Annotated in this window: 17 protein-coding genes and 1 tRNA gene; 15 read left to right on the forward strand and 3 right to left on the reverse strand. The window is 46.1% G+C overall.

The annotated features are described in order from the left end of the window. Window positions 1–124 precede the first annotated feature (124 nt). Window positions 125–550, forward strand: a complete 426-nt coding sequence (locus BP71_RS05550; protein WP_496377443.1) for a hypothetical protein — start codon at window positions 125–127, stop codon at window positions 548–550. After that, window positions 513–1,505 (forward strand): hypothetical protein, encoded by a 993-nt coding sequence (locus BP71_RS05555; protein WP_496377445.1) that lies wholly within the window; start codon window positions 513–515, stop codon window positions 1,503–1,505. The genes BP71_RS05550 and BP71_RS05555 overlap by 38 nt, the downstream gene beginning before the upstream one ends. Here the strand turns inward: BP71_RS05555 and BP71_RS05560 are convergent. Then, entirely contained in the window at window positions 1,502–3,343 is a 1,842-nt protein-coding gene (locus tag BP71_RS05560) for a type IV secretory system conjugative DNA transfer family protein (protein ID WP_496377447.1), read from the reverse strand. The two genes, BP71_RS05555 and BP71_RS05560, sit on opposite strands and share 4 nt — an antisense overlap. A 261-nt stretch (window positions 3,344–3,604) precedes the next feature. Between BP71_RS05560 and BP71_RS05565 the strand changes: the two genes are divergently transcribed. Both BP71_RS05565 and BP71_RS05570 read left to right on the forward strand, forming a co-directional pair. Next, complete coding sequence (locus BP71_RS05565) at window positions 3,605–3,928, forward strand: plasmid mobilization protein (protein WP_496377449.1); 324 nt, start codon at window positions 3,605–3,607, stop codon at window positions 3,926–3,928. Next, on the forward strand, window positions 3,925–4,803 hold the full coding sequence (locus BP71_RS05570; RefSeq protein ID WP_496377451.1) for a relaxase/mobilization nuclease domain-containing protein: 879 nt from the start codon (window positions 3,925–3,927) through the stop codon (window positions 4,801–4,803). Before BP71_RS05565 ends, BP71_RS05570 begins: the two co-directional genes overlap by 4 nt. 66 nt (window positions 4,804–4,869) lie before the next feature. On the opposite strand, the gene BP71_RS05575 is transcribed toward BP71_RS05570, so the two are convergent. Next, window positions 4,870–4,943: transfer RNA gene (locus tag BP71_RS05575), tRNA-Met, on the reverse strand. 198 nt (window positions 4,944–5,141) lie between these two features. Here BP71_RS05575 and BP71_RS05580 point away from each other — a divergent pair. The 6 genes from BP71_RS05580 (at window position 5,142) to menD (ending at window position 12,399) form a co-directional block, all read left to right on the forward strand. Beyond that, a complete protein-coding gene (locus BP71_RS05580; RefSeq protein ID WP_496377453.1) occupies window positions 5,142–5,534 on the forward strand; it encodes an START-like domain-containing protein in 393 nt (130 codons plus the stop codon). Beyond that, the gene (locus BP71_RS05585) at window positions 5,534–7,027 is read left to right on the forward strand and encodes an LptF/LptG family permease (RefSeq protein ID WP_496377455.1); all 1,494 of its coding nucleotides are present in this window, start codon (window positions 5,534–5,536) and stop codon (window positions 7,025–7,027) included. Before BP71_RS05580 ends, BP71_RS05585 begins: the two co-directional genes overlap by 1 nt. 105 nt (window positions 7,028–7,132) lie before the next feature. Continuing rightward, window positions 7,133–7,408 (forward strand): 30S ribosomal protein S15, encoded by a 276-nt coding sequence (gene rpsO, locus BP71_RS05590; RefSeq protein WP_295928642.1) that lies wholly within the window; start codon window positions 7,133–7,135, stop codon window positions 7,406–7,408. Window positions 7,409–7,521: 113 nt separating this feature from the next. Further along, window positions 7,522–9,663 carry a polyribonucleotide nucleotidyltransferase gene (pnp, locus tag BP71_RS05595; protein WP_496377458.1) on the forward strand — a complete coding sequence of 714 codons (2,142 nt, stop codon included), beginning with the start codon at window positions 7,522–7,524 and terminating at the stop codon, window positions 9,661–9,663. Window positions 9,664–9,729: 66 nt separating this feature from the next. Beyond that, window positions 9,730–10,593 carry a sigma-70 family RNA polymerase sigma factor gene (locus BP71_RS05600; RefSeq protein WP_015810559.1) on the forward strand — a complete coding sequence of 288 codons (864 nt, stop codon included), beginning with the start codon at window positions 9,730–9,732 and terminating at the stop codon, window positions 10,591–10,593. A gap of 81 nt (window positions 10,594–10,674) precedes the next feature. After that, the gene (menD, locus tag BP71_RS05605) at window positions 10,675–12,399 is read left to right on the forward strand and encodes a 2-succinyl-5-enolpyruvyl-6-hydroxy-3-cyclohexene-1-carboxylic-acid synthase (RefSeq protein ID WP_496377461.1); all 1,725 of its coding nucleotides are present in this window, start codon (window positions 10,675–10,677) and stop codon (window positions 12,397–12,399) included. On the opposite strand, the gene BP71_RS05610 is transcribed toward menD, so the two are convergent. Next, a complete protein-coding gene (locus BP71_RS05610; RefSeq protein WP_496377463.1) occupies window positions 12,396–13,379 on the reverse strand; it encodes a tetratricopeptide repeat protein in 984 nt (327 codons plus the stop codon). The two genes, menD and BP71_RS05610, sit on opposite strands and share 4 nt — an antisense overlap. Before the next feature lie 80 nt (window positions 13,380–13,459). On the opposite strand from BP71_RS05610, the gene BP71_RS05615 reads away from it, so the two are divergent. From BP71_RS05615 to BP71_RS05635, 5 genes are all read left to right on the forward strand, one after another. Continuing rightward, window positions 13,460–13,711 carry a hypothetical protein gene (locus tag BP71_RS05615; RefSeq protein WP_496377465.1) on the forward strand — a complete coding sequence of 84 codons (252 nt, stop codon included), beginning with the start codon at window positions 13,460–13,462 and terminating at the stop codon, window positions 13,709–13,711. 160 nt (window positions 13,712–13,871) lie between these two features. Continuing rightward, window positions 13,872–16,883: a tetratricopeptide repeat protein gene (locus BP71_RS05620; protein ID WP_496377467.1), complete on the forward strand. Its 3,012-nt coding sequence runs from the start codon at window positions 13,872–13,874 to the stop codon at window positions 16,881–16,883. 44 nt (window positions 16,884–16,927) lie between these two features. Continuing rightward, on the forward strand, window positions 16,928–18,598 hold the full coding sequence (locus BP71_RS05625; protein WP_496377469.1) for a TonB-dependent receptor: 1,671 nt from the start codon (window positions 16,928–16,930) through the stop codon (window positions 18,596–18,598). A 30-nt stretch (window positions 18,599–18,628) separates the two neighbouring features. Beyond that, window positions 18,629–19,705: an HU domain-containing protein gene (locus BP71_RS05630; RefSeq protein ID WP_496377471.1), complete on the forward strand. Its 1,077-nt coding sequence runs from the start codon at window positions 18,629–18,631 to the stop codon at window positions 19,703–19,705. A gap of 106 nt (window positions 19,706–19,811) precedes the next feature. Continuing rightward, window positions 19,812–20,738, forward strand: coding sequence for a hypothetical protein (locus BP71_RS05635; protein WP_496377473.1), 927 nt, complete (start codon window positions 19,812–19,814; stop codon window positions 20,736–20,738). The last annotated feature ends 7 nt before the right edge of the window (window positions 20,739–20,745 follow it).

Consider the following 20,745-nt stretch of genomic DNA (forward strand, 5'->3'; position numbering starts at 1 on the left):
ATTTTGGATATGGCTATTAACAAGGAGCTAAAATGACCGATAAACTAACAATCTTCATCATTATGCTGGTAGCCGTGTGCATGGGGATTATTGGCGTGTATTTATTTTTTACAGGAGGTGGTGTATGACCGAAGCTGAAACGATCTTAAAACTGATAGAAACTGTTGATCCTTCTGACAGGGCAAAGTTGGATGAGATTGATGCGCGTGTCTGGTGTTACTTACAGCGTATAGACTTTGGTGTGTATGGACGCATGAATAATACAAAAGATAATCACCAATTCACTATTGATAATATACAACAATATAGCCCACACTACGCCCGCAATCGAGACTCACTTAAAGCGATTAGGCCGAATGGGTGGGTATTGGGTTCGTCTGGTTTCAACAACATTTATAATGTATTTACCGTCACACTCATACCGCCTGAAAAATCATTTCGAGTTGACGGTTCGGTTATCGGATACCACGAAGAACTAGCCGAACTTCACGCCATCATTCAAGCAATAGATTATGAACGTCGATCAAGCCAAAACCATCCCAATCAGTGACGTAGCCGAAAGGCTGGGGGCGAAGCTCCATAAACGGATTAAGCCTCATGTTACCGTGTGGTTTAGCCCATTCCGAAATGAGCGAACGGCATCATTTCACATCGACGAGCGAGCCAATGAGTTCAAGGACTGGGGACACCACCTGCCGAAGGGCGACGTTATTGATCTTTGGGTTGACTTCCATGGACTCAAACGAAACGACCCAGACGCAACCAAAGAAGCCTTGAAAGCTCTGGAAGCCTTTGATAGTATCCCCAGAATAACGATTTACAGGGAAGCCAAGGCGATGACCTATTCCGACCATTACCAAATAAAGAAGCTTTCTGACCGTGTGACAGCCGCAAATCTGAAAGAGGAAATCGACCGCCGCAGACTTTCAAAACCGTTGGTTGAGCGCTTTTTGAAGCAATCTGCAATCTATGACAGTAGCACCAAAAAGACATTTTACGCTTTCGCTTTTGAAAACGATAAGGAAGGTCACGAGATAAATAGTTTCAACACCCGACTGCAAAAATCATTCAAAACCTGCATTGGCCCGAAGGCTATAACAACCTTCCCTGCTCACCCAGAGGCAACGGACATCACAGCTTTTGTGTTTACTGGCTTTTTTGACTTTTTGACCTGGCTGAATTTAAAGGGTCTTCCAAAGCCCAATGAGGAATATATCGTCAGCAATGGCGACAGCATGATTTCTGCCGTGGGAGAATATCTGACATCCAGAAAGGCCGTAATCGCTCGTGTGTACGGGTTTCCTGACCACGACGAGTCAGGATCAGGGGATAGAGCAAACCATGCCCTCGCCTCAATTCTGGAAGCGGAAGACATGGTTTATGGAACGATGGATCATATTTATGACGGTCACAAAGACCTAAGCGCTGCCCATATGGGTAATACGAGCAGGTTGCAAAACGCTTATCGGGCTAGTTCACCCAAGCAAACCCTCAAACCGCGTTAATTCGGCACATAATACGGATTCGGATCGGCCCGTTCATTTGTCCGGGGCATATCGTAATAAGGATATTTCTGAAAGTCCGAAATAGGTTTTTGCTCGATAAACGTGAATATTTTATCCGCAGAACCCCGTCTCACTTCATCAGGTGTGATTAACGGCCTTGCGCTTGGTTGGCCTTTGTCATTTCCAATCACATTTCTATCATAAACTACATATGTAGAATTTCCCGCCAATCCTGAAATGTGATTTGCGGTAAAGGAATCGTTCACACCGAAAAAGTGCTTTACAGATGCCCCGGCCATGAAAACTTCCCACCCGTCGCCATAAATCTGCTTTAATTGGCTCAATGATTGAAAGATAGGCCAAAGCGTGATGTTGTACCCTGCACCCATTGCCATGAAGCTGCTTACATCATTAATCTTTCCGAGTGAAGGAAATTCGTCTAAAACAAATGTCACCCGCTTATTTCTATTTCTAACGACTGTGCGTAAAGCCGTAGCCACCAAAATCCTCAACCATTTCGACTGGCTGTCTATTTTATCTGGTGGAATAATCACATATAATGCCGCATTCCCTTCGGTAATTTTATTGATATCAAAGTTGGATTTAGATATTGAGGTTTGAAGAGATGGCGACTTTAAAAAGTCAGTATGTGTGAAACAGTTTGACATCACGCTACCGTGTGTTTTAGGGCTATTATTAAGCGTGCTTTGCGCCTCGTTAGCAGCCAAAGAAACAATTTCGTTATCTGATGCTGCCATTTCTCCCAGAAGCCCTTTAAACTCATCTTCAGGAAGCCTTAACCACCGCCAGACGGTAGCCAGTGTTTTCGTGTTCTCAATTTCATTACCTTCAATTTTGAACCCTTGCTCTTGGTCATTTTCCTCTTTTTGAAGCAAGGCATTTTTGTATTCAAGCACACAGTGCATAATTAAAGCCGAGATAATTGACCTTGAACGATTATCCCAATAGGGGTCCGAAGAACCGGAGTGCTGCGGTACAATCATTTCAGCTATCATAGCCGCATCGTCTGCGATTGCTTCAATGTCATCCAAAGGGATAACATCCAGCGGATTGAAGGTGTCAGGCGTTTCAGAATATACCTTCCAAGGGTCAATCACCCGAACTTCTTTTCCCGATTCCCTCTGATATCTTGCTGTGACAAACGCCGTTTCCCCTTTGGGATCGATGACAAACCACGAGCCTTCATATCCACCAAGCCCAAGTAAATTCGGAGCTATAAGATTAGTAAATTTCCCTGAGCGAGTTCCCGCCACGGACATTAAGTGACCTTGTTTTGGAAAGGTGTACCCGCCACCAATATAAATTCCGTTCTGTCCTACGAACTCAGCGAGATCGTTATCAGTAGCCCATTTTGCTGAGCCGAACTTATTTAGATTTGTCCGTAAAGCGTACATCCGGCCACGCCATTGCTCAAACGAAAACATTATCACAAATGTGATCGCCGCATTCAAAAGCATAAATCCGAAGATTACAATTACGAATGCCCCAAAGTCTCTATCAGAATCAAGTATTGCAGCGACAACAGCCAAAAAGACAATTGCACCAATCAGACAAGCCCATATACCGAAAGCACAAATAATCATGGCAAGGCGAGCAAACGGATGCAAGGGGGCAAGTGTCGGAGGAAGGTCTAAATGGTACAGCTTCCGTTTATAGGCTGTTATATATCCAAATAAAGCACCTCCAAGAGTAATAGGGGTTGCCAATATACCCAAGGCGTACAGGTAGAATTTGACTTTGCTCTCGGGGTTTCTTTCTCCTTTGAATAGGGCAAATACGTCACTGACCGTCCATGACGGTTGTTTTTTGTTTTCCATGTTGTGAGAGAGTAAGGTTTAACTTTACCAAGATATTTATTAATTTATTTAATGTGTGTAACCACTTGTGAATAATTTTTTACGCGGTGATTTAATGGTGGAAGTATTTGGGTGAAAGGCGATTAGGGGTTGTATTTATGCTTGAATTTTCTTAGTATAGCAAGACGTGTTCTATGTGCTTCAAAACTATCGTTATTGACCCACCCAGAACCATCTTGTAAGGAGACGTTACACTCTCCCTTAACCCTCACGTTGAAAAAAATGGCACGACCCAAAGCAACCAGCAGAAGAACAGAACGCGCTCCTACGATGTACACGCCGGAGGAGCTTGCGGTGATGAAAGCCAATGCCCGGCAAGCCCGTATGACACCCAGTGCATACAGGCGGTATATGACGACAGGAGTGGAGCCGGACAAAAAATTGCCTACCGAAAAAGATGAAGCTCAGATAAGAGCGATAGCGGACATCCAATTCATACGGAAAGCGTTAGAGCAGTTGAAACAAAAGGTGTCTGATGATATTTTACAAGAATTCAGAACTGCCGCAAATGAGGCTGTTGAAAACTTCAACAGGACGTTGAAATGATTATTCGCGGTGCATCCCGTGGGAACGGCAAGCAGCTTGCCATTTACCTGCAAACCACTGCCGAGAATGAGCGCGTAGAATTCTTTGGAGGGTGGGGGACATCCAACCCGGACGACCTGACGGCATCCATTATAGAAATGGACAGGCTGGCAAAACTCACGAAAGGCAGCAAATCGGTGTATCATGCGATCATCAGCCCGGACAAAGAAGAAAGCCACAGAATGACCCCTGAGCAGTGGATGCGGTCTATTCAGGTGTTGGGTGAGGAGCAAGGATTAGAGGGCCAGCCTTGGGCGGCTGAGAAGCACCTGAAAGATGGTAAGTGGCATTTGCACGCTGTTTATCAACGGTACGATGTCGAGCGGGGGAAATTCAGATCTGACAGCCATTCCCACAAAGGCAATGATCGAGCAAGGGCAGCTCTGGAAATTGAATTCAATCATGGGCGAACACCACAGCGAAATGAAAACCGACCGATCTTGACCAAGAACGTTATCGACGCTTGGCAGCAATCTAAAACCGGACAAGAGTTTCTTGATCGGACAAAAGCCTATGGCTACACCGTGGCGTCCAGTACCACGCGCCGACCGTTTATGATTATTGATGAAAACGGCAGAAGCTTCGACTTGCTGAAAAAACTACGCGATAAAGAGCAGAAGTTTTCTGTCCGAACTGCCCAGATGAAAGAGCGGATGAAAGACATTGAGCTGCCGTCTGATAAATCTGTGATTAGAAATATTCGTACACAGCAGAAGGCCAGAATTGCCGAGGAGAACAAAGAACTTTTCGAGGATATGACCGATAAAGAGAGGCGTAAGCGTGAATTTGCAAAAAAGTTCAAGCCCCGCGACCCGGATAAAGACCACGAACGCTAGGTTGCTCTTGTTTGACTTATAATTGACTGATACGAAAAAAGCCCCTGAAAAAGGGGCTTTACAGTGTAGCGGGGAGCAGGATCGAACTGCCGACCTTAGGGTTATGAATCCTACGCTCTAACCATCTGAGCTACCCCGCCGTTTAATTCTGGTGCAAAAGTATGTTAAAGAAAATTACGATGCAACCCAATTTGCCATTTTTAGCGCAAAAATCGCAGATTTTCTAAACAACAAATTTAACTTTGCACGCTTTTATTGTCGATTTATGTTATATTACAACTTTTAAATCAGCACATAAGGCGAGGGCTACTGACGCCGGTCCCTAAATTTAAGCACGTATGGAAAAATATAAATTTGTTACCGAATTTGAATTGCGCTCCTCCCCGAAAGTTCTATTTCCATATATTTCCACGCCGTCGGGCCTTGAACAATGGTTTGCCGAGAAAGTGACAGTGCTGCCTGACCACCGGTTCGACTTTCAATGGGATGGTGATAGTCATATCGCGCGTCAGACCGGTTTACGGATCAATAAAGCGGTCCGGTTTGATTTTGAAGATACGAGTGAAGATAACCTCGATAATAATCATCTGGAACTAAAATTAGAAGTTAGCGAGTTAACCCAGACAACCTTCCTGCGGGTGATCGACTATTCGTCCAATCGTGACCGGGACGAGTTGTCATCGTTGTGGGATGGTTTTATAGATAATTTAAGAGAAATAGTAGGTAGTTAATGAAAAAGCTGGATAAGCTTATTTTGACGTCCTTTTGGGGACCTTTTTTGATTACAATGTCGGTCGTGGTATTCGTCTTTCTGATGCGGATCATGATCTTTTACATAGATGACTTCGTGTCCAAGGACCTGAATGTGACGGACTATGCGCAGCTCTTCTTCTTTTTCAGCCTCATTACCGTTCCTACCGCATTGCCGCTCGCGATGCTGCTCTCCTCATTGATGGCATTTGGTAACCTCGGGGAGTTCTTCGAACTGACGGCCATTAAAAGTGCCGGCATATCGGTTGTGAGGGCTATGGCGCCGATGTTTATCGTTGCCGTAGGGATCAGTATCTTTTCCTTCTATTTCAACGACCGTGTATCACCCTGGGCCAACCTGAAAGGTTACAGCCTTTTGTATGATATCAAGACAACAAAGGCTACACTGAAAATCAAAGAGGGGATCTTTTATAATGACTTACCCGGATATAGTATAAAGGTTGACGAGAAGCACGAAAACGGAAAGCTGGTCGGTATGGTCATCTATAAGCACAGCAGCCGTTCATACGAGCTGGGTAACACGGAGATTATCCTGGCAGATTCGGGGAGGATGTATTCCATCAATGAAAACCGTTACCTCGTGATCGAGCTCTATAATGGGACCCGGTATACGGATGAGTCGGGCTCAGCGAGTTCAAGACCTGTCTATATTTCTTCGCCGGGCGGAACGTTGCCATCCTATTCCAATTTCAACAGACAGTCTTTCAATCATTATCGATTGACGGAGAGCCTGGCATCTTTCGGTATGAAGCGGACTGATGAGGGCCAGTTCAAATACCACGAGTTCATGAAAAACATCGGGGACCTGAATGCCACTGCAGATTCGCTGCGGACTTCCTATCAGGAGACTCAAAAGAACCTGGTTGCCGGTAGTCAGCAATATTATTCCTACAACTACCGCGAAGGGACGGATAAGACGATTAAAAGCGGGAAGTGGATCGATTCGTTGCTGAGCAAACCTGTATCGGACAGTTTGAAAAAGGAAATCCTGATGAATACCAAGGCGGCTTCCAACAGCATGCTTAGCTACGTGAAATCGCAGGGAGACTATTTGCAGATGAAATTGAAGGATGCCAGCAAGTATGAGTTGGAAAAGCATCATAAATTCACCCAGGCGCTTTCCTGCCTGATCATGTTTCTGATCGGTGCGCCGTTGGGAGCGATCATTAAGAAAGGTGGTTTCGGGGTACCGGTGCTGGTGTCGATTCTGTTTTTCATCCTGTTATATGTACTCACCAATCAGGGTGATAAGTGGGTGAAGGAAGGGCTGGTGGCTGTGCCGGTAGGTGCCTGGCTGGCCAATACGCTTCTTTTTATCACGGGGATGTACTTTATCGACCGGGCACGGAGCGATTCAAGGCTGTTTGAAAAGGATGTTTATCAAATGTTCTACAAAAGAATTAAATCCAAATGGGCAAGTAGATTTGGTAAAACGCAGCTTATGGAATCATAGTAAAATTATATTTTTATAATAGACACAAAAACACTAATTTTGCAACCTTATTTACGGCAGGGTGCCGTATTATACATTTTTACAATTTAATCTGTTGTTACAATCATGTATTTAACCGCGGAAAAGAAGAGCGAGATCTTCGAATCGAAAGGTTTTAAAAAGGAAAGTGCAGATACAGGATCTGCCGAATCACAAATTGCTTTATTTACGTACCGTATCAATTATCTGAACGAGCACCTTAAGACGCACAAGAAAGACAATGATACACGTCTTGGCCTCCTCAAAATGGTAGGAAAGCGCAGAAGATTGTTGGATTATCTTTACAAAAAGGACATTAATCGCTACCGTGCGATTATCGCCGAATTGAACATACGTAAGTAATTTGAAATCAGGGAACTTTGCATATGTGAAAGTTCCCTGATTTTTTGCGGAAAAAACAGGAATTTACCGGGACGTCAGGACGGCGTTTCACAGCTACAAAAATCAAATATTCTATGCTCTTTAATATAGTTACCAAGACTATATCCTTACCGGACGGCAGGGAAATCACAATTGAAACAGGAAAACTAGCAAAACAAGCCGACGGATCGGTGGTAGTCAGAATGGGTAACACCATGTTGCTGGCTACTGTTGTTGCTAACAAGGATATTAAAGAAGGTCTCGACTTTCTGCCATTGTCAGTTGACTATCAGGAAAAATTTGCTTCCGCAGGACGTATTCCGGGAAGTTTTCAGCGCCGCGAGGGAAAGCTGTCAGATCACGAAGTACTGACCAGCCGTTTGGTAGACCGCGTTTTGCGCCCGCTTTTCCCTGATGACTACCATGCAGAAGTGCAGGTTAACATCCTGTTGATTTCGGCTGACGCGGAAGCATTGCCCGACGCATTGGCAGCATTGGCAGCCTCGGCAGCATTGGCTGCATCTGATATTCCTTTCGGCGGTCCGGTATCCGAAGTTCGCGTGGCGAAAATTGATGGTGAATATGTGATCAACCCGGGAACTGCAGCGCTGGAACGTGCGACTCTCGAACTGATGGTAGGGGCGACGTATAGCGATATAGCGATGGTGGAAGGTGAAATGAGTGAGGTGTCCGAAGAAGAAGTGATCGAAGCACTCAAAGTAGCACACGCGGTTATTAAAGAACAATGTGCTGCATTGAAAGAATTTGAGGCGGCGGTTGGCAAAACTGAAAAAAGAGAATACGTAGGTGACCCGGCTGACGACGCGCTTGAAGCACGTCTTCGCGAGTTTGCTTATGGCAAAATATATGCGGTAACTCAGTTGGGTTCTACCAACAAAACCGTAAGGAAAGATGGTTTCAAAGCTGTTTGGGAGGAATTCAAAACAACTATTACCGAAGAAGAGAAAGGTGAATTCAACGAAGGGCTGGCAAAGCGTTATTTCAATGACCTGGTATGGGAAGCTTCCCGTCGACTGGTACTCGATGAAAGAACGCGCCTTGACGGTCGCCGTTTGGACGAAGTAAGACCTATCGCGTCGGAAGTTGACTTTCTTCCTAATGCACACGGCTCGGCATTGTTTACACGTGGAGAAACGCAATCGCTAACCACTGTAACGCTTGGAACGAAACAAGATGAGCAAATCATCGACACACCGTTGAAATATGGTTACAGCAAATTTATGCTGCACTATAACTTCCCCGGCTTTTCGACAGGTGAGGTAAAGCCTAACCGCGGCCCTGGCCGTCGTGAGGTGGGTCACGGTAACCTGGCGTTACGTGCGCTCAAAAAAGTGCTGCCCCCGGTTGAGGATAACCCGTACACCATCCGCATCGTATCGGATATTCTTGAGTCAAACGGCTCGTCGTCTATGGCAACCGTTTGCGCAGGATCATTGGCTTTGATGGACTCTGGTCTTAAAATCAAAGCACCGGTATCAGGTATCGCAATGGGTCTGATTTCCGACGAAGCTACTGGCAAATACGCTGTTCTTTCCGATATCCTTGGCGATGAAGATCACCTGGGTGATATGGACTTTAAAGTAACGGGAACTGAAAAGGGGATCACAGCATGCCAGATGGATATGAAGGTCAACGGCCTCTCATTCGAAGTGCTGACGGAAGCCCTCATGCAAGCCAAGGCAGGAAGACTTCACATCCTGGGCGAGATGAACAAGACCATAACCGAGAGCCGTCCTGATCTGAAACCACATACACCGCGTGCGATTGTGATCAAGATCGATCGCGAAATGATTGGTGCGGTAATCGGACCAGGTGGAAAGGTTGTTCAGGATATCCAGAAAGAATCCGGCGCTACGATTTCTATTGAAGAAAAAGATGGAGCAGGGTTCGTAAGTATATTCTCTGCTGATAAGACTTCCATGGATAAAGCGGTTGCACGGGTTAAGGGAATTATCCTCGTACCTGAGATCGGAGAAATCTATTCCGGTAAAGTGAAGTCGATCATGCCTTTTGGAGCCTTTGTAGAATTCCTTCCCGGAAAAGACGGTTTATTGCACATTTCCGAGATCAAGTGGGAGCGCCTGGAAAAGATGGACGGTGTTCTGGAGGTAGGAGAAGAAGTGCAGGTCAAACTGGTGGAAATCGACAAGAAAACCGGCAAATATCGCCTTTCCCGCAAAGTATTGTTACCAAAGCCCGAGAACAAAAAGGAGTAAATTAATGTTCTTACAGGCAGGAACGGTATAAAACGTCGTTATATAACATACTTAATAAAGACATAGATGAGACAGCTAAAGATCAGTAAGCAAATTACCAACCGTGAAAGTCAGTCGTTAGATAAATATTTGCAGGAAATCGGTAAGGTGGATTTGCTAACGCCGGATGAGGAGGTGACGTTAGCTCAGAAAATCAGGGATGGGGACCAGCTGGCTTTGGAACGTTTGACCAAAGCAAACTTGCGTTTCGTAGTTTCCGTTGCAAAGCAATATCAGAATCAAGGCTTATCGTTGGGAGACCTGATCAACGAGGGAAACCTCGGTTTGATCAAGGCAGCACAGCGTTTTGATGAAACAAGGGGTTTTAAATTCATTTCATACGCGGTTTGGTGGATTCGTCAGTCGATACTTCAGGCACTTGCAGAGCAATCCCGTATCGTACGTTTACCCCTCAACCGTGTAGGTTCGCTGAACAAGATTTCCAAGACGTTCTCAGAACTGGAGCAACGCTTTGAGCGTGAGCCTTCGCCGGAGGAACTCGCAGAAGTGCTGGAAATTTCTTCGTCCGAAGTGGTAGATACCATGAAGATTTCAGGTCGTCACGTTTCAATGGATGCACCTTTTGTGCAGGGTGAAGAAAACAGCCTGCTGGACGTTCTTGAAAATGATCTGGAAGACAAGCCGGATTCCGGTCTGGTTAACGAATCGCTTCGCAAAGAGGTACAACGGGCACTTTGCACGCTGACACAGCGTGAGGCAGACGTAATCGCGCTGTATTTCGGTCTGAATGGCGAGCATGCGATGACTTTGGAAGAGATCGGGGAGAAGTTCAACCTCACACGTGAACGCGTGCGTCAGATCAAAGAAAAAGCGATCCGCAGACTACGTCACGTATCGAGAAGCAAAGCTTTGAAAACATATCTGGGTTAGTATTCAATCTGATTCAGTTTCGGATGTTACTCATATAATTTCTTTAAATAGCCTCGTCAAGAGGCTATTTTCATTTTGAACATGGCTATTTTACAACCCTTGACAGACATTGCCTGGATTTGTTACGAACAGGGCATTAGGCATGTCGTGATTTCGCCGGGTTCGCGCAGCGCAGCCCTTACACTCGCGTTTGTCAGGCATGGAGGCTTTCAGACACATGTCTGCATGGATGAACGCTCAGCAGGTTTTATTGGGCTCGGAATCGCGCAGCAAACCGATTCTCCAGTTGTTTTGATATGCACGTCGGGTAGCGCGGCCTACAATCTGGCCCCGGCTGTTTCTGAGGCATTTTTTCAACAAATCCCACTACTAGTGCTGACTGCGGACCGTCCGAAGGAATGGTTGCATCAATACGACGGTCAGACGATCTATCAGAGTGGCATCTACGGACAGCACGTAAAACGCTCATTCGAACTATCGCCTGACTACGGGCATAAAGATGTAGCATGGGCGATCAATCGTATCGCCAATGAAGCCGTAAACCTTACCACAACGACTCCTTGTGGACCGGTCCATATCAACGTTCCCATCCGTGAGCCGTTTTATCCCGCTGAGGGAGATGATTTCCGTCCGTCACCCGGGCTAAGGGTGATTAAAAGACAGAGCGCTGAGCGGACCTGGTCGACGGAAGTTTGGGAGGACCTGCTTGACGAATGGGAATCAGCTCCGAAAATATTGCTTGCAGGCGGTCAGCGAAAGCCGGATCCCGAGCTGGACGCGGTGCTGTCCCGCATTACAGAAGAATGGCAGGTCCCTATCCTGGGGGATTGTATCTCCAACCTGAATGTCGGCCCGGACTATATCAGGCATCACGATATGTTTTTGGGTACGGAAGAGGTCGAAGCACTTAAACCCGACCTGCTGGTGACCTTCGGTATGTCATTTCTTTCCAAGGAATTCAAGCAATTTATCCGGAAAAACCCTCCGCGATGGCATTGGCATATTGGAGAAGATGCATTTCTGGCAGATCCGACGCAGTCTTTGACACGAGATATCTCAGGTAAACCAGCCAATTTTCTGAATAAACTATTTGAAAAGCTTGATTATCAATCTTTTGTTGAGAACTCGGATTCAAATATTGACGAGTCTTTTTACCAGAAATGGTTCCAAGTAGAATTGAAAGCACGGAGGATCAAGCACCAGTTGCTTGGAAATCTACCGGCGTTCAGTGACTTATCTTTGTTAGATTCATTATTTAGGTATGTTAAGCCCGATTTTCAGTTACATATAGCTAATAGTATGTCTGTCCGTTACGCGAATGTACTGGCTACTGAATCGAAGTTTGACGGCGTCTTCGCGAACAGGGGAACGAGCGGAATAGACGGTTGTGTGAGTACCGCGATAGGCGCGGCGCGTGTCAACGGAATCCCCACATTGCTGATTGTTGGTGATGTAGCATTTTTGTATGACCGGAATGGGCTGTTGATCGGGGGTTTGCCACAGAATCTGAAAATTGTGGTACTCAACAACGCTGGAGGAAACATATTCCGCATGATTGACGGTCCGGGCAACCTGCCTGAATTGGAAACTTATTTTGAAACCCGGCATTCCTTCTCGGCGCTCAGGACCTGCGAGGATTCAGGAATTGCATATTTCCGGATTTCGAGCCAGCAGGGACTGGAAGATGAAATACAGAAATTTCTGGACCATGAAGGGATTGCCTTGCTGGAAGGATTCAGTAATCCCAGTGAGAACACCAGGGCCTGGAAGTCACTCAAGCGGGCATGGACCAATGAAGCCGGCTAGCGGCAGTTTCTTGACGCTTCAACGATCGACAGGGAGTCTTTCAGCATGACTCCCTGCTTCCATATCTTACATGCCTCAGCCGTATTTTTCTGCGCAAAATAAGCTTGCCCCGTCATTCCGTAGAGCATTTCCACAGGTTCCGCAATATCAATGGCTTTTTTGTATGCGTCCAGGGCGCTGGAGAGGTCACCTTTTTGCTGATAGTAGATACCCAGATTGCGCAATGCGTAGCCGTTAGCTGGTAATTTGCGCAATGATTTTTCGATGAGTACAATAGCTTCTTCAGGTTTGCCGGTTTGCAGCAGTGCGTACCCTTTGTTGTTGAGGGAGTAGGGTTCCGCGGGGTCACGGCTTAGGACCTGATCAAAGTAAGCGATGGCCTTTGCCCACTGCTTGTTCTTTGACGCTATCAAACCCAGATTATTGAGAGCCTGTGGCTGGACCGGATCTAGTGCCACGGCTGTCTCAAAATCCAACCTTGCTTCGTTGTATGAACCTATCCGGTAATACACTGCGCCCCTGTTAACATAGGCTTCAATATTGGTACGATTCAATTTCAGTGCGAGATCGTATTCGGATATAGCAAATGCAGCATTTCCCTGTGCGTCCAGCAGATTACCTTTTACAAGATGGAATCGGGTAGAGTCCTTATATTCCTTTTCGATTTGCTGTAAATCTGATTTCGCATCATTCAGTCTGCCCAAATCCAGGGCTGCTTCCGATCGAACGAGATTTGCCTGTATCAAAGTAGGGTCAATGCGGATAGCCTCTGTCAAAATCTCATGCGCGTCGGCTGGCCTGCCTAATTTCAATAAAGTTATTCCCTTGTTGAGATAGGCGTCCGAAAAATCTGCATTTTTGGCAATTGCTTCGTCGTATAGCCTTAGCGCCTCGGCATAGTTCTTTTGGTTGAGGGCCAGGTTGCCTTTAAGAAAGAAATCCGAGGCATCCTTTTTACTCTGGCTCGTGCAATTTAGCAATATTAGTACTAATACAAATAGCGCAATAAACTTATTGAATTTTAGAAACATACATTTAGTAAAGAAAGAATAACCCAGTTATGCGGTACATTAAGGACATACCTAATTCACGTTTCAAGATAGGCCTTTACCAATGGAACAGCAAGTACATTATCAGAGTAGAGTCGGGTATGTATGAGCAAACATACAAAATCGACGACTATGAAGTAGCTTCGATTGAGGAGTTGGAGGCCTGCATGGACGAAGATTTTACCAGTCGGATCGCGCTGCGCTTCGATGCGATGCACGAGGACTTCAATGGCAGTCTGATACGTAATAACATCCTGTTTTAGCCTGTAAAAGGAAATCCTGAAAAGTGAACGTATACGGTTTCATGATGCTTTTCGTTAGATAGCAAACTATTTTAAGCGGTAAGTGAGAACCAAAATATTCTTTTCTCAGGATATGGTAAACCACAACAACTTAATTCAAAAATCCACCAACTCAGTATCTATGGTTTTTAAACACAGCGCCTCCACCTTCGGGATGCTTTTATGTGTTGGCGCGTCTTCCGTAGTGGCTCAGAATACGCTTAGTATTACAGAGCCGGAAGCGCATTTTCGCAATGGTCTGGAATACTACGAAAAGTCTAACTACGTAGCAGCCAGACAGGAATTTGGCGAGTTCCTGAATTCGCAGGACAAATTGCTCAGTACGAGCGACTATAATAAGGTCACGGCAGAGTACTATGTGGCTGTAACCGGCCTGTATCTTAATTATCCGGAAGCAGAGGTACAGGTTGACCGGTTTGTCAAAAATCACGCAGAGCACCCCAAAGCGCAGCTTATTTACAGTGATCTCGGTAAATACTACTACGAGAATGGCAACTATGAAAAGGCCATTACGTACCTGGAAAAAGCGGTAGACCTACCGGGAGCCGGTGCAAATAAGGCTGAGAGCACCTACCGGCTCGCGATGTCCTATTACAATACCAAGCAACCCGACCTTGCCCTTCCGCTTTTTAATCAGGTAAAAAGCGATGCCGGATTTGCCAATGCCGGAGATGCTTCATTTTACGCAGGAGTTATTAACTATCAGAAAAACAATTTCGAGGAAGCCTACCAGGATTTCAAAAGGATTGAAGACCATCCTTACTATAAGAATGAGGCCCCTAACTGGATCATCTCGTCGCTTTACCAGCTCAAAAAGTTTGACGAACTGCTGCAATACGGCGAGCGTATTCTATCTCAGCAGCGCGGGAATACCAAACTGGATGATGTAGCGCTTTATGTGGCAGAGGTGTATTACGAGAAAGGGGACTATGCTAATGCGGTGAAGTCATATGAGCGCTACAAGCGTATGAAGCCGGGAACAGTACCTCCGACGGTTGCATTGCATTACGGTCATGCTCAATTCCGGAACAACAATTTTGAGGGCGCTATTACCTCGCTGAAGCCTATCGGAAACGGCAAGGATTCTGTTTCGCAGTATGCTTCATATGTACTGGGAATCAGCTACTTAAAAACAAATGGTTTAACCAATGCTTTAACATCATTCGGCAATGCTTCATCATTAGACTTCAATAGCGTAGTGAAGGAGGAAGCCACATATAACCATGCGAAAGTGCAGTTGGAGCTGGGAAATAATACCGATGCTATCAAGGAGCTCAACAATTATATCGCTAAATACCCCGAAAGCAAGCATACCGAGGAAGCGACCGAACTGATTGCTGACGGATACGCCAATGCGAGCAATAGCACAGGAGCTATAAAGTACATTGAGGGGCTCAAAACGAGGAATGCTAAAATAAAGGGTACCTATCAGCGACTCACATATAACCAAGGTGTGACAGATTTCAATGCAGAGCGGTACGAGCAAGCCATTGCGATGTTCGATAAATCACTGAAGTTCCCAATCGATGAGCAACTCTATAACTCGGCACTATTCTACAAGGCAGAGTCGGTGTACGGACTGAAACGCGTGGATGAAGCGGCGACGCTCTATAATCAGATCGCGAGGAATCCGAAGGCGGGGATTTATTCGAGGAAGAGCTTATATGCGCTGGGCTATATTTACTATAACCAGAAAAAATACGGCCAGGCGCTCACTTATTTTAAAGACTTTACCAACAATATCGAGGGGATGGACGCCCAGATGATCGAGGATGCGTACGCGAGACTGGCGGATTGCTACCTCGCTGCCAAAAACTACAATGAGGCGATCCGGACGTATGAGCAGGTGGCGGCGAAAGGAAAGGTAGACAAGGACTATGCATTGTTTCAGAAGGCGCGGGCTTATGTATATATGAACCGCGAGGCTGAGGCAAGAAGGCAGTTCGAATTGTTGATCGGCCAGTATCCTCAGTCAAGGTATCTGGATGATGCCTATTTCCAGATGGCGGATATCGATTTCCAGAATCAAAGCTACTCCGCGGCCGTGAAGGGCTTTACGCGGATGATTAATGAAAAGCCCAAGAGCCATCTGATACCCGCGGCATTGTTACGGCGCGCGCAATCGTACTATAACCTGCAGGTGTACGAACAAGCAATCGTCGATTTCCGGAAAATCCTGACCGAGTACTCCGATTCTCCCTCGGCCGCGAGTGCATTGGAAGGTATTCAGGAGAGTTACACGGCAGTGGGCCGCCCTGAGGAGTTTACGCAGGTATTGGGAGTTGTCAGAAAAAACAACCCGGGGAACGAGAAACTGGAAGAGGTTGAATTCGACAACGTAAGAAATCTCTATTATGCCGAGAAGTACGAGAACGCAGTCAATGCACTGCAGGAGTTTTTACGCAGCTATCCGGCAAGCAAGCACCAGTATGACGCCACGTACTTCATCGCTTCCTCCTACGATAAGACCAACCGGGTGAACGAAGCACTTCAATACTTCGGTAAAGTGGTTCAACAAAACAGATCCACTTTTGTAGCCGCAGCGGCGCAGCGCTCGGCAGAGCTCGAAATTGCGAGAGGCAACTTTAACAACGCGGTGACGAATTTCAGGATACTGTCAAGGAATGCCGAGAGCAAGAAGGATCAGACCTTGGCCTGGGTGGGTTTAATGGATACCTATTTCACATTGAAGAGCTACGATTCCACACTTTACTATGCCAAAGAGGTGATCAACATGGGGAATATCGTGCCGGGCAGTTTAGGAAAGGCGCAGCTTTATCAGGGAAAAGTACCTTTTGAAAAAGGGGATTTAAAGAAGGCCGGGGAAGAGTTCAGGAAGGTTTCGGCGTCGTCAAAAGATGAGTTTGGCGCAGAGGCGGCATACTGGTCTGCTATGGTCCTTTATCGTGAGAAAAAGTTCAAAGAAGCTGAAACGGCCATTATCGATATGGGCAAGAATTTCGAAGGTTTCGATTACTGGCGTGCGCGTTCGTTCATTTTGCTTGCGGATGTTTATCTAGGCATGAATGAAAAGGTACAGGCCAAAGCGACACTGAATTCCATTATCGAAAATTCAGATGATAAGGAAGCAGTAGAGCTAGCCAAAGAGAAGTTGAACCAAATCGAAAAATAGCAGTGATCCAAAACTGTTTTATTAAACAGAAAACCTCATTACTCATGACGCATTCCCAGATATTACGTTCTTCCATGGTTTTGCTTACCCTCGGTTTTTCATCGCAGTTTGCGCTCGCGCAACGCGGCGAGATCGAGAGCCAGACCTACGAGATCGTTAAAGAGAAAAGCATCGAATTCGCCCCGGCCAACCGGGTTTTTGATAAAGTACAGCCTGTGCAGGGAGAAACAGGCAAGAAAAGAGTATCCTACCAGATTGTCGATCCCGAGTTCAACATCGCTTCGCCCAAACTGACTCCGGCAGTAGGTGCCTCATCGGATGAGCAAGGCCGCAAAGATGAACCCGATGTGTTAAATAACTATGTTAAAGCCGGAGGGGGCAATTATGGCCGGTTCCTGGGTGAAATTTTTGTTGGAGGGCGACCCAAAGAGGACCTGGCTTTCATCACGCAACTGAAACATCTTTCGGCCGCCAATGGCCCGGTCGACGGCAAGAGTTCAGCGAATGCCAATACCAGTTTCAAGGTAGGCGGAAAATATATCCGCAGCAAATACAAGGTAGATGCAGCTTTCGATTTTGACAGAAAGAATTACTACTTCTATGGCTACAAGCCCCAACCTGACGGTGTCGTGGTTGATCGGGATACGATCCGGCAGACCATTAACCAGTTTGGCTTCAATCTGGGTTTTGAAAACACAGACCCATCAGTGCTTGTAGACTATTCAGTTAAGACGGGTCTGAGTACACTGAAAGATCGTTACAATGCATCGGAGCTTGACTGGGGAACAAAGCTCACGGCATCTGTACCGATTTCAGAGACTTTCTTTGCTTTGCTTGAAGCGGATGCATTCGTTTCGCAGCGTGTTGATCAGTTTACGTATAACCGCAACCTCTTTAGAGTAAAGCCTACATTCAAGTACGTAACTGAGATGTTCTCGGTTTCCGCAGGGATTAACGCTGTTAACGAAACCGACAGCCACTTGGGTATCGACAGAACAAAGGCATTTCCAGCAGTTAATCTGGACGTAACGCCATTTTCCGGGCTGCATATTTTCGCCGGATGGAACGGGGATATCGTCCGGAACACGTTAAAGAGCATGCTGAGTGAAAATCAATGGCTGGGGCCTAATGCGCTGATCGTGAATACTGAAAAGACTTCCGATATCAGTGCAGGGGTAAAAGGGGAAACGGGGACAGGCTTTAATTATGAAGGTAAGGTTGCATATACATCTTACCGGAATTTTTATAACTTTAACAATTCGCTCGTTGATACGTCGAGGTTTTCGATCATCTACGACCCCGGAAAGACCAAGGTGCTGACGATTTCTGCCCAGGCCGGGTATAATTTCAATGATGTTTTCAAAACGTCTTTGAAAGCGAATTTCTTTGATTATGCAGTGGACCGCGTCGAAGAGCCCTGGCACAGACCGGATCTCACCTTGAACTGGTTCAATGCACTTACGATCAGTAAAAAACTGTTTGTTACCGCGGATTTTTATATGCTGAGAGGAATAAAAGCCAAAAATTTTCAGACTGGCCAAGTGACCAAATTACCCGTAATTGCTGACCTGAATCTAAAAATTGACTATCTGTTAACCAGGAACTTCTCTGCATTTGTTAACCTGAACAACGTGTTAGGCAAACAGTATCAGCGGTACCAATACTATCCGCAGCAGGGCCTGAACTTTATTGCTGGATTGTCATTTTCTTTTTAATTTCGCTGAGTTAACACCAATCTTCGCTTCATGATAGCAGTTGAAACAGTCATCCGGAAACTTATAGGGGAGTATGAATTTGTAATAATTCCCGGGTTTGGGGCATTGCTTTCACACCAGGTTCCCGCTGTGTACGACAGTACGTCCGGTGTGTTCACTCCTCCCATGAAGCGGTTGGCCTTCAATGAGTATCTCAAGCTGGATGATGGCCTGCTGGCTAATTATATTTCGAGACATGAAAAGCTCGTACATGCCGAGGCGGTTGAGTACGTAAAGAGCTACACCGATCGATTGAGGTCGGCACTGGATATCAATGGAGAGGCAAGAATTGTCGGCATTGGTGATTTCAAGCAAAATGTGGAAGGTAAGCTTGTTTTCGAGCCTAACACTGGTAAGTATTTCAAGGATGAGTGGTTTGGTTTTGAACAGGTTAAGGCAAGAGAGGTTCAGAACAGACCTGCGCAAGTTCAGAAAGCCGATCATTATGTCAGTGATGACGTGGAAGTTTTAGAACTGGACACAGAAGGAAGATCCCGTTTCCGCTGGACCGGATGGGCCACAGCCGCTGTTGTAGCAGGTTTGTTGTGTGGTTTGAGCTTTTTCCTGGTCAATACAGATAATGAATACATCAAAAGTACGTTGAATCCGTTCGCCGAAATGTTCAGCCGGAGTGAAAATGGGGAAACAACTGTGATTCCGGAAGAAACACTCAAGGCTGCTGAAACTGTACCGGCTATTTTGCCTGCTGTAACAGATTCCGTTCTGGTTGATTCGACGGTCAATGATAAAGCTCCGGATACGGCAGCCATTGCTGCAAAGCCTGCCGAACCCGCAGTTTTAGCGTCGCCAGCGCAGCCAGCTGATATGGCGAATGCCAAGTTTTATGTCATCGCGGGCGCTTTCAAAGGAACAAAACAAGCAAAGGTTTTACTTGCTCAGCTTACAGGGAAGGGTTTTTCGAAGGCGATTATTATTCCGGGTGATGAAAGAAGCAAAAAAGTGAAAGTTGCGGTGGATGGCTTTGATAATGAAACGGATGCCCACAATGCGTCGGCTAAACTCAAGGAAGTGATCGGGGAGCCCGGCTGGGTTTTCAAAAAGAGATAGGATTCTGAAATATAGTTGAATGAAAGGAGGTCATTGGCCTCCTTTTTTTGTTGCATACGTTTTTTACTACTTTTACGTTTTCCGAAAGAAAAACCCATATTGATAAATGATCACATTACAGGCAGAAGACCGTCAGCGAATCGCCGTCTCATGGGCATGGTCCTTTGGGATAACAGCTGCGATGTTGGGCATATTCTTTTTCATTCGACTGAGCTCATCGCTTCCCAAAGTAGAGCCCATGGAGTTGTTCGTGGAGGTGAACTATGGGACAAGCAAGGTAGGAAAAGGAGATGTGCAAACCTTCAATAAACCCAACGACAGTAAAGTCGCGGAGAATATGAAGGCGGATGCCGACGAGGTCAAAAAAGTGAAATCGATATCGACTCCAAAGCCGACGCCTCCGACCCCGCCTAAAATAGAGTCACCAAAGCCCACAAAAACGGTCGCAGAGAAGCCTGCGATTACTTCTAAGGTCGAGAGTCCGGTAGAGGCGCCCGAGAAGACTGAGGTTAAAAAATCGACGGGTAGCGAGAACGCTTCTGCGCCTGTGGCAAAACCTGCTCCCGAGAAGGCGGTTAATAAAGATGCCTTGTTTTCCAAATCGTCAGGCAGCAAGTCGGGCAGTAATGGTACAAATGGGACGAAAAGCGGAGTGGGTGGGAACAATAATGGCGATGACGCCGAGGGAGTGGGAGATAAGGGCTCTAAGACAGGAAGCCTTTTTGCCAAAACTTATAAAGGTGAAGGAGGCGGAGGCGGAACAGCTGTCGGGCTGAATTTGTCTGGCTGGAGCTGGTCGAGAAGACCAGTTGTTGACGACAATTCCGACGCAACCGGCGACATTACCTTCAAGATTACGGTTGATAAAAACGGGCGTGTGAAGAGTGTGATTACACAAAGCACTACGGTAACCGACTATGCTGTCGTCAACAAATACAAAAGTGCGGTAAGAGACCTTACTTTCGTGCCGAAGTCTGCGAATGTACCCGACGAATCGATCGGGACCATAACCTTCAAAATACGTTCACGTTAAGAATTAG

Source organism: Dyadobacter ginsengisoli DSM 21015 (genome assembly GCF_059568735.1).